Origin of the sequence: Amycolatopsis sp., from assembly GCF_036008905.1 — a bacterium.
Classification (GTDB): Bacteria; Actinomycetota; Actinomycetes; order Mycobacteriales; family Pseudonocardiaceae; genus Amycolatopsis.
On the sequence record NZ_DASYMU010000244.1, the window covers coordinates 22,501 to 31,535 of the forward strand.

At 66.0% G+C, this 9,035-nt stretch carries 5 protein-coding genes and 3 tRNA genes; 3 read left to right on the top strand and 5 right to left on the bottom strand.

Annotated elements, in window-relative coordinates; all coding sequences use genetic code 11:
- The first annotated feature begins 84 nt into the window (after nucleotides 1-84).
- Nucleotides 85-1,467, top strand: coding sequence for a nucleobase:cation symporter-2 family protein (locus VGP60_RS39245; protein WP_327553295.1), 1,383 nt, complete (start codon nucleotides 85-87; stop codon nucleotides 1,465-1,467).
- Here the strand turns inward: VGP60_RS39245 and VGP60_RS39250 are convergent.
- Nucleotides 1,400-3,325 (bottom strand): amino acid transporter, encoded by a 1,926-nt coding sequence (locus VGP60_RS39250; protein ID WP_327553296.1) that lies wholly within the window; start codon nucleotides 3,323-3,325, stop codon nucleotides 1,400-1,402. The genes VGP60_RS39245 and VGP60_RS39250 overlap by 68 nt on opposite strands.
- A gap of 76 nt (nucleotides 3,326-3,401) precedes the next feature.
- A complete protein-coding gene (locus VGP60_RS39255; RefSeq protein WP_327553297.1) occupies nucleotides 3,402-3,911 on the bottom strand; it encodes a hypothetical protein in 510 nt (169 codons plus the stop codon).
- Nucleotides 3,912-5,081: 1,170 nt separating this feature from the next.
- Between VGP60_RS39255 and VGP60_RS39260 the strand changes: the two genes are divergently transcribed.
- Nucleotides 5,082-7,892 (top strand): sensor domain-containing protein, encoded by a 2,811-nt coding sequence (locus VGP60_RS39260; protein WP_327553298.1) that lies wholly within the window; start codon nucleotides 5,082-5,084, stop codon nucleotides 7,890-7,892.
- Nucleotides 7,889-8,245, top strand: coding sequence for a HutD family protein (locus tag VGP60_RS39265; RefSeq protein WP_327553299.1), 357 nt, complete (start codon nucleotides 7,889-7,891; stop codon nucleotides 8,243-8,245). The genes VGP60_RS39260 and VGP60_RS39265 overlap by 4 nt, the downstream gene beginning before the upstream one ends.
- A gap of 181 nt (nucleotides 8,246-8,426) precedes the next feature.
- Here the strand turns inward: VGP60_RS39265 and VGP60_RS39270 are convergent.
- The 3 genes from VGP60_RS39270 to VGP60_RS39280 form a co-directional block, all read right to left on the bottom strand.
- A tRNA-Phe gene (locus VGP60_RS39270) sits at nucleotides 8,427-8,500 on the bottom strand.
- A gap of 38 nt (nucleotides 8,501-8,538) precedes the next feature.
- Nucleotides 8,539-8,612, bottom strand: a tRNA-Asp gene (locus VGP60_RS39275).
- A gap of 56 nt (nucleotides 8,613-8,668) precedes the next feature.
- A tRNA-Glu gene (locus VGP60_RS39280) sits at nucleotides 8,669-8,741 on the bottom strand.
- Nucleotides 8,742-9,035: the final 294 nt, after the last annotated feature.

Consider the following 9,035-nt stretch of genomic DNA (forward strand, 5'->3'; position numbering starts at 1 on the left):
CGCGAAACCAAACCCTCACCCTCCCGACCCAGTCACGCGGAACCAGTTGGCTGTCACCCGGAACACGGCGTCGAAGGGACCCACATGCCACGAACCCCGAAACACCCGGTCGACGAGCTCCTCCCCGTCGGCAAGACGGCGTTGCTCGGCCTGCAACACATGTCGATCATGTACGCGGGTTCCGTCGCCGTGCCGCTGATCGTCGGCAGCGCGCTGAAGCTCGACGAACCGACGATCGGCCTGCTGGTCAACGCCGATCTGCTGGTCGCGGGCATCGCGACGCTCATCCAGTCGGTCGGGATCGGCAAGATCCTCGGCATCCGGCTGCCGGTGGTCGCGGGCGCGACGTTCAGCGTGGTCAACCCGATGATCATGATCGGCGCGCAGTACGGCATGCAGGCGGTCTACGGCGCGATGATCGCGTCCGGTGTCTTCGGGCTGCTGATCGCGAAGCCGTTCGCGAAGATGATCCGGTTCTTCCCGCCGCTGGTCTCCGGCACGCTGCTCGCCGTCATCGGCATCTCGCTGATCGGCCCCGGCGCGGCGATGATCGCCGGGCACGACACCGGGGCCCCGGGCTACGCGGCGCCGTCGAACATCGGGCTGGCGTTCCTGGTGATCGCCCTGCTCGTGCTGTTCACGCGGTTCCTGCGCGGGTTCGTGAGCCAGATCGGGCCGCTGCTGGCCGTCGCGATCGGGCTGGTCGTGGCGATCCCGATGGGCCTGGTGCATTTCGCCGGCGTGCGTGAGGCAAGCTGGTTCGGGCTGGCGTCACCGTTCCATTTCGGCCCGCCGGAGTTCCAGGCCGCGGCGATCATGTCGATGTGCGTGGTGATGCTCGTGACCTACACCGAATCGACCGCGGACCTGCTCGCCGTCGGGGAGATCGTGGGCCGGAAGCCGACCGATTCGGACCTGGCTCGCGGGCTCGCCACCGACGGTTTCTCCGCGGTACTCGGCGGCGTGATGAACTCCTTCCCCGACACCGCGTTCGCCCAGAACGTCGGCCTGGTGCAGATGACCGGCGTGCGCGGCCGCTGGGTCGTCGCGTTCGCCGGCGGGGTACTGGTCGTGATGGGCCTGGTGCCGAAGGTCGGCGCGTTCATCGCCGCGGTACCCGAGCCGGTGATCGGCGGGGTCGCGGTGGTCATGTTCGCGATGGTCGCGGCCGTCGGGATCCAGACGTTGAAGAAGGTCGAGTTCAGCGGTAACCACAACACGTTCGTCGTGGCCGTGTCGATCGGTGTCGGGATGCTGCCCGCGGTTTCGCTCGACCAGTTCGGCGGGTCGATCTTCTTCAAGAACTTCCCTGACTGGCTGCAGATCGTCTGCGGCAGCCCGATCACCATCACCGCGGTCGTGGCCTTCGCGCTGAACCTGCTGTTCAACCACCTGGGAGCTAGCCGACGTGCACCATCGGACGTCGCTTCAGATCCGGCTCCGCCCGCCGAAGCACCTCACGCGTGACGGGCGCGATGTCGCCGTCGCCGAAGATCAGGTAGCGGAGGATGAACTTGAACGGATTGCCCTCGGTCCAGGAGAAGTAGATGTGCGGGATCTTGCCGGTCTCGTTCCGGACGTAGAGCAGGATCGCCGCGATCGTGTTCGGAATGGAAGGACTCTTCACGCGCAGGATCCGGTACCCGTAACGCTTTTCGCCGCGAACACGCACGGTGGTTTCGAAGTCGGAAGCGTCACTGATGGTGACTTCGAGGAAGACGATCGTGCAGTCGAACGGGATGTTGTGGTTCTCGCGGGCTTCCTGCTCCTTCTCCTGGTACTCCTGCTCGTCGCGCGCGTCCGGCTCGTTCGCGATGATCCGGATCTCACCGCTGCGCACGGCCTTCTCGAGGATCCGCTTGGCCGCGGCGTCGAACTCGACCGTCTCGACCCGCAGCTCCAGGGACCGTGTCGCCCGTGAGATCAACGACGTCAGCACGATCGCGAAGATGAAGAAGGCGGCGATCTTCACGCCGTCCGGACGCTCGATGATGTTGGCGACCGTGGTGTAGACGAACACCACGGTGATCACGAGGTACGCGACGAACGCCTTCGTCTGCTTCTTCCGGCGCGCCGACAGCGTCACCGCGAGGGCCGCCGACGAGATCAGCACCAGCACACCCGTGGCATACGCGCCGCCCTGTTCTTCCACACTGGCCTTGAAGATCAGCGTGATGACGAAGGCGATCAGCGAAACCACGATCACGAGCGGGCGGGTGGCGCGGGCCCAGTCCGGCGCCATCCCGTAGCGCGGCAGGTACCGCGGCACGATGTTGAGCAGCCCGGCCATCGCCGACGCGCCGGCGAACCACAGGATCGCGATCGTGCTGACGTCGTAGAGCGTGCCGAAGATGTCACCGAGGTAGTTGTGCGCGAGATACGCGAGCGCGCGGCCGTTGGCCTGGCCGCCCGCCTTGAACTCGTCCTGCGGGATCAGCACTGTCGTGGCGAAGCTGCTCGTGATGAGGAAGACGCTCATGGTCAACGCGGCCGTGACGAGCAGGCGCCGGGTGTTGCGGATTCGGACGGCCGGCTCGCGCGGATCGTCGTCGGGAGCGCCCTTGACCAGCGGCATCACCGAAACCCCGGTCTCGAACCCGGACAGGCCGAGCGCAAGTTTCGGGAACACGAGCAGCGCGACCGCGATCATCAGCCACGGATTCCCGTGCTCCGAGACGAGCAGGTTCTTCCAGTCGACGACCAGCTGCGGACTGGTGAGCACGTGCTCGATCGCGACGATCATCACCACGACGTTGAGCGTCAGATAGGTCCCCACCAGCACCACGGCGACCCCGATCGCCTCGGCGAATCCTTTGAGGAACACCGCGCCGAGCAACGCGATCAGGATCATCGTGATGATGACTTCGTTGCCGTTGAAGGATTTCGGGATGAACGGGTTCTCCACGACATGCGCTGTCGCGTCGGCGGCGGACAGCGTGATGGTGATGACGAAGTCCGTCGCGACGAACCCCAGCAGCACGAGGACCAGCAGCTTCCCGCTCCACCACGACAGGAGCTTCTCCAGCATCGCGATGGAGCCTTGGCCGTGCGGGCTTTCCGCGGCGACCCGGCGGTAGATCGGCAGCGCGCCACCGAGCGTGAGCAGGACGAGCACGACCGTCGCGATCGGTGACAGGACTCCGGCGGCGAGCGCGGCGATACCGGGCTGGTAGCCGAGCGTCGAGAAGTAGTCGACGCCGGTCAGGCACATGACCTTCCACCACGGATGCTCGTGCTTCTTGACCGGTTCGCCCTTGCCGCCCTTCAGTTGCTGGGCGCGCTTGTGCTCACCTTCGAGCAGCCAGTCCTTGATCTTCGACGCCACGAGCGGACCCTCCCCGGCGCACCCGCTCGGCACGCCCGGGCCCATCTTCCCTGGTCCGGCCGATCTCAGCAGAAGATCAGGATGAACAGAAGATCAAGAGGAAGCAGGTTGTCGTCTTTGTCGTACTGGGTGGCGGCTTCGCGGGTTCGGGCTGCGAAGTATTGCGAGGTGGTGTCGTGGTCGCCGGGTTGGTGCCCGACGTGGTCTCCGACGTGGAAGTGGTCTCGGAGGTCTGCTCGATCGAAGACGTCTCCGACGTGGGATCTTGCGAGGACGAAGTCGTCTTCGTGGTGGTCTGGGTCCCGGCACCGGTCCCGCCGGGCGCGGAGTCCGGCTCAGGGGTCGTGCCGGGGCCGGCGACGCCGGAGGTGCGATCGGGCATCTGGATGATGCCGACCTGCTCGATCTGCTCCGCCTGCCGGTTCACCGTCGAGCCCAGGTGGACCAGGAACGCGGCCGCGCCGCACCCGAGAACCACCGCGGCCATCACGGCGACCATCCGCCAGCGCATCTTCGGCTTCGACGGCGGCGCTTCGTCCCACGCTTCGCGCGGGATGGGCTGCGTGACCCACACCTCGTTGTTCACGCGGAGACCTTTCGCTGCGGAAATCCGAAGAGTGCCTTCATATCCCAGATCCAGGCACCACCGAGCGGAGTTGGCGATGAATTTACCTGAGTCTGAGATCACTCTAACGGGTGAGTCCTTACAGAGTATTCACTCCGGGTCACCTTGACCAAGATGAACAGTGTTCACGTTAGTCTTGATCGCACGGCGTGACATCGACTTGAACGGCCGGTCATGCCGCCACAGAAGAGATCCCGAGCTCAGCACGTCACGTCGCGGCCGCGCTCGCGGAATTTTCTTCCAGCAGTCTCCGAGTGGGGATTTCCCCAGGAAATGAAGATCATTTCATGTATTCACATCACTTCGGTGACGCGAGTACGAGCACCGAATTAGGCCCACCATTCCCATTGACGACTTGACAGTAATTCCCCTGGAAATCGGCGCCGGGCCATTGAGCAACCGGGGATGGCCCGGGAAATTATCGGGAGCGCCCGGAGGTAACCGCGTTCATCGGCCAACGTGGCGATGTGCGTGCACATCCGCGTTCGCTAGCGCGTCGGCGAAGCACTCCGAGAGCTGGACCAACGACTCCATGGCCCCGCCGCGCAGATGAACGTACGGCGTCGCGGACCTTGCCGACAGTACAAACGCGACAGACGCCTTCCCGACCCGGAGCCGGAACTGCCCTCCTGGAACGGGTGGCACGCGTCCGGCGGTTCGCGGTCGGAGACCGCGTGCCGCAGCCGGACACATGGCCTGCACCCCATCGACGACATCAGCGAGATGAACTCGGGCCACGGCACCCGGCCGTCCCGGCTGAGGTAGAAGTCTCGCCAGAGATCCACCTCTCCGAGCACGACCGCGTGAATGAAGCCCACCCGGCTACCCCGGTCACCACCTTCCGGCACCAGCGCCAGCCAGGCACTTTGGTCCAGACCACGGCCGTAACCGGGCCCTCGGCGACGGCCGTCCCACAGCCGTTCGGTCCCCCATCCGTAGCCACGTACGGCACCAATACCACAGATACCCAATTCATTCGAGACCAATGTCATACCCTCTGTTCGGCGTATCACAGCTGTCCCGGCGACGAGAACCGACTTACGATGGCGAGAGTGGGCGCGTGGATATACACCGAGGGCAGTCGGTGGTGTAATCGAGCTTCCACGGAGAACTCGGGGGATCGGATACAATATGGAGGCTGACGCCCTCGGGGTAAAAGGCCCAGCCGATATCAACGCGGCAACGATCACCTCGGCACTCGGTTACGAGCTCATCGCCGACTTGGCGCTGTCCGTCGATTCCGCGGTGATCTGGGCGGTGGATTTCGCGCACGGGACCCTCAGCTGGATGCCCGGCCTCGGGGACCTGCTCGGCATCCCGGCGTCCTCCTCCCGCAAGATCGAGCGCCTCCTCGCGAACCTCATCGCACCGCTGACCCAGTCGGCCAGGGACGCCCCGCCTTGGCAGGACTTCGAGCTCGAACAGGCGTTCGAGAGCCCGCCGGGCGAGCGGCGCTGGCTCCGCCTGAGCGCCAGGACGTACGCCAACGAACGCGGCCGTGGCCTGCTGGGTATCGCCACCGACATCACCCGGCGGCACGCCGACCGGCAGGATCTGGCCGACATGGCCGACCGCTACCGGCTGCTCGTCGAGCTGAGCCCCGACGCGATCTGCGTGCACGAAAACGGCATCCTGAAGTATGTGAACCCGGCCGCGGTCCGGTTCATCAAGGCGAACTCGCCGGCGGACGTGCTCGGTATCCCGATCACCGACTTCGTCGATCCGCTGTCGGTGCCGGGGATGAAGCAGCGCATCACGTCGCTGACCACGCCCGGCGCGGTGTCCGAACCGGCCGAACTGCTGCTCACCCAGTTCGGCGGCTCGACGCTGGTCGTCGAAACGGTGTCGGTGCGGACGACCTGGGAAGGCCGGCCGGCGTTCCAGGTGATCATGCGCGACGTGACCGCCCAGAAGACGGCCGAAGCGGCGCTCCACTATCAGGTGGCACTCGTCGGCCATGTGAGTGATGCGATTATCGGCACTAGCGCGGATGGCGTAGTCCACAGCTGGAACCCGGCGGCCGAGGCCGTCTACGGCGTTCCGGCGGCCGACGTCCTGGGGCGGCCGGTGAGCGAAGTCGTCGGCGCTTCGCTGGATCCGAAGTCGATCCTGCAGACCGGCGGCGTGGTCCAGAGCATCCATCGGCGCTCCGACGGCTCCGCGCTGGCGATCCGGGTGTCCGCCGCCGAGATGGCGGGCGGGTACGTCCTGCTGTGCGCCGACGAGACCGCGCGGCGGCGCGCCGAGCAGCACTACAGCACAGTGGTCGCCTTCGTGGACGAAGGCATCGTCGTGATCGGGCCGACCGGGCTGATCGAGTCGGCGAATCCCGCGGCACAACGGATACTGGGCATGAGCGAGGACGAACTGCTCGGCTTGCTCTCGACCGTCCTCGAGCTTTACGACGAAGAAGGAAAGCGCATTCCGCCGCATTCCTACCCCTCGCCGGAGGCCCGCGACCACAACAACCCGAGCACCCGCCGCGTGCTGCGCGTCCGGCGGCCCGACGGGCAGAACGTGTGGCTGTCGCTGACCGCCCGCCTGCTGAACCCCGACGACACCGGCCCCGCGTCCGTCGTCACGTCGTTCACCGACATCACCGAACGCCGCGCGATCGGCGAACGGCTGGCCCACGAGGCGACCCACGACCCGCTGACCGAACTCGCGAACCGGACTCTCGTGCTGAACCGGCTCAGCGCCGCGCTGCGGCGGCCGGAGCGGGCGAGCATGACCACGGTGCTCTTCATCGACCTCGACAAGTTCAAGGTCATCAACGACTCGCTCGGCCACAACGTCGGCGACAAGGTGCTGCGGATCGCCGGCGAACGCCTGCGCCGCGGTGTCCGGCAGGGCGACGTCGTCGGCAGGCTGGGCGGGGACGAGTTCGTCGTCGTCAGCGTCGACTTCACCGAACCCAGCGAGGTGCGCGCGCTCGCCGGGCACCTGCGGGAGTACCTCACCGAGCCGATCGTCATCAACGGCAGGCAATTGCACGTCGACGCCAGCATCGGCATCGTCATGGCCGGCCCCGACGACGACCGCGTCGCCGAAGACCTCCTGCGGGACGCCGACGTCGCCATGTATCAGGCGAAAACCCGCGGCCGCGGGCGCTACGAGTTCTTCGACGTCGAACTGCGGATGCGGATGCAACGGCGGCTCAGCCTCGAACAGGACCTCCGCGACGCGCTGCAGAACGGCCAGCTGTGGACCGCGTACCAGCCGATCGTGGACCTCAAGAGCGGTCACATGGTCGCCGTCGAGGCGCTGCTGCGCTGGAACCATCCGGTGCACGGGTCCATCTCGCCGGTGGAGTTCATCCCGCTGGCCGAGGAAAGCGATCTGATCAACCTCATCGGCACCCACATGCTGCGCACGACCACCCGCGAGCTGACGGAAAGGCGCGCCAAACACGGCCTCGACCTGCACCTGAAGGTGAACCTCTCGGTGCGGCAACTCGACGACCCGCGGCTCGTCCCCGCGGTGCAGGACGCGCTGGACATGACCGGCCTCCCGGCGGGCGCGCTGTGTCTCGAAGTCACCGAAAGCGCCCTCATGCGCGACCAGGCGGCCGCGATCGAAGTGCTGACCGAGCTGCGCGGACTCGGCGTCGGCCTCGCCATCGACGACTTCGGCACCGGGTACTCGTCACTCGCGCAGCTCCAGCGGCTCACCCTGGACACGCTCAAGATCGACCGCTCGTTCATCACCCCTCTCGGCGAATCCAAGGACGCCGAAGCGATCGTGAACAGCATCATCGTGATGGCGCACGCGGTGGACCTGGTCGTCGTCGCGGAAGGCGTGGAAACGGCTCGTCAGCTGGAGATCCTCAAGGAACTGAACTGCGATCAGGCGCAGGGTTTCTACCTCGGGCGGCCGACCGCGGCGGAGGACCTGTTTCCCCTGATCACGCCAAACCACCCCTGGCCCCGCCCCGGAAAATGACCATCTCCGTACTTCGCTGGGCGGATCACGTGCCGGTGCCATGGAAGAACGGCGGCGGAGTGACGCGGGAAGTCGCCGGAGGGTTTTCGGACTTCGGCTGGCGGGTGAGCGTCGCCGACGTCTCCACGAGCGGACCGTTCTCGGTCTTTCCCGGAGTGGATCGGACGATCATGGGTGTCGAGGGTTCTGGCATGGTCCTGTCGCTCGACGGCGTCGAGCGCGAAGTTGCCCTGCTGGCTTTGTCCAACGGCGTCACGATCGCCGGACACCAGCTTGGTCACCTGGACGCAGCCCTGGTGACCGGTCACCTCGCGGTGCGCGGCCCCGTCGCGATCGTCCGCATCACCACGTAAGCGGGGAACACACCTACCCAGACGGGAAACACAGCTACCCAGACGGGAAACACAGCTACGCGAGTGGGGAACACGGGTGTTGCACGTTCTCGTAGCCGTGTTGCGCGGCTGTGTAGGTGAGCTGCACGTGGGTGGGATGGGGGCTGGAAAGCAAAAAACCCCCGGAGTGGGGGTGTTTTTGTGGCCAGGGCCGGGGTCGAACCGGCGACCTCTCACTTTTCAGGCGAGCGCTCGTACCAACTGAGCTACCTGGCCTAGACGCCGGCCTACTTCTTCACTGCCGAACGCTTTTGCGACCCAGACGGGACTCGAACCCGCGACCTTCGCCGTGACAGGGCGACGCGCTAACCAACTGCGCCACTGGGCCTTACTTGCTTCGCGTCTTTGGAACCCTCTTTTGTCACTGATTACTACTGTACTGCGTACTCCCAACGGGATTCGAACCCGCGTTGCCGCCTTGAAAGGGCGGAGTCCTAGGCCGCTGGACGATGGGAGCCCGGCCGCTTTCGGTCAACCGAACCGATCCGACCGCGCTCTCAGGTCATCCCCGGGAGCGAGACTAAGCATAGGGTACCCCGGTTTTGGGCGCTGCAACCGGGTCACACTAAGTCATTCGCGGGGCTCAGACCTGCGTTTATGGCCCAGATTCACCCTAACCGGGCCGCCTGGAGCTCGCCGAGGAGCTTGGTCAGCTCAGCGCGCTCGCCGGCGTCGAGTTCGGAGTCGATCAGTTCGTCCATCCGGGCGTCGGTCAACGCCTGGGCCTGACGCCAGCGCTCGTCGAGGTCCG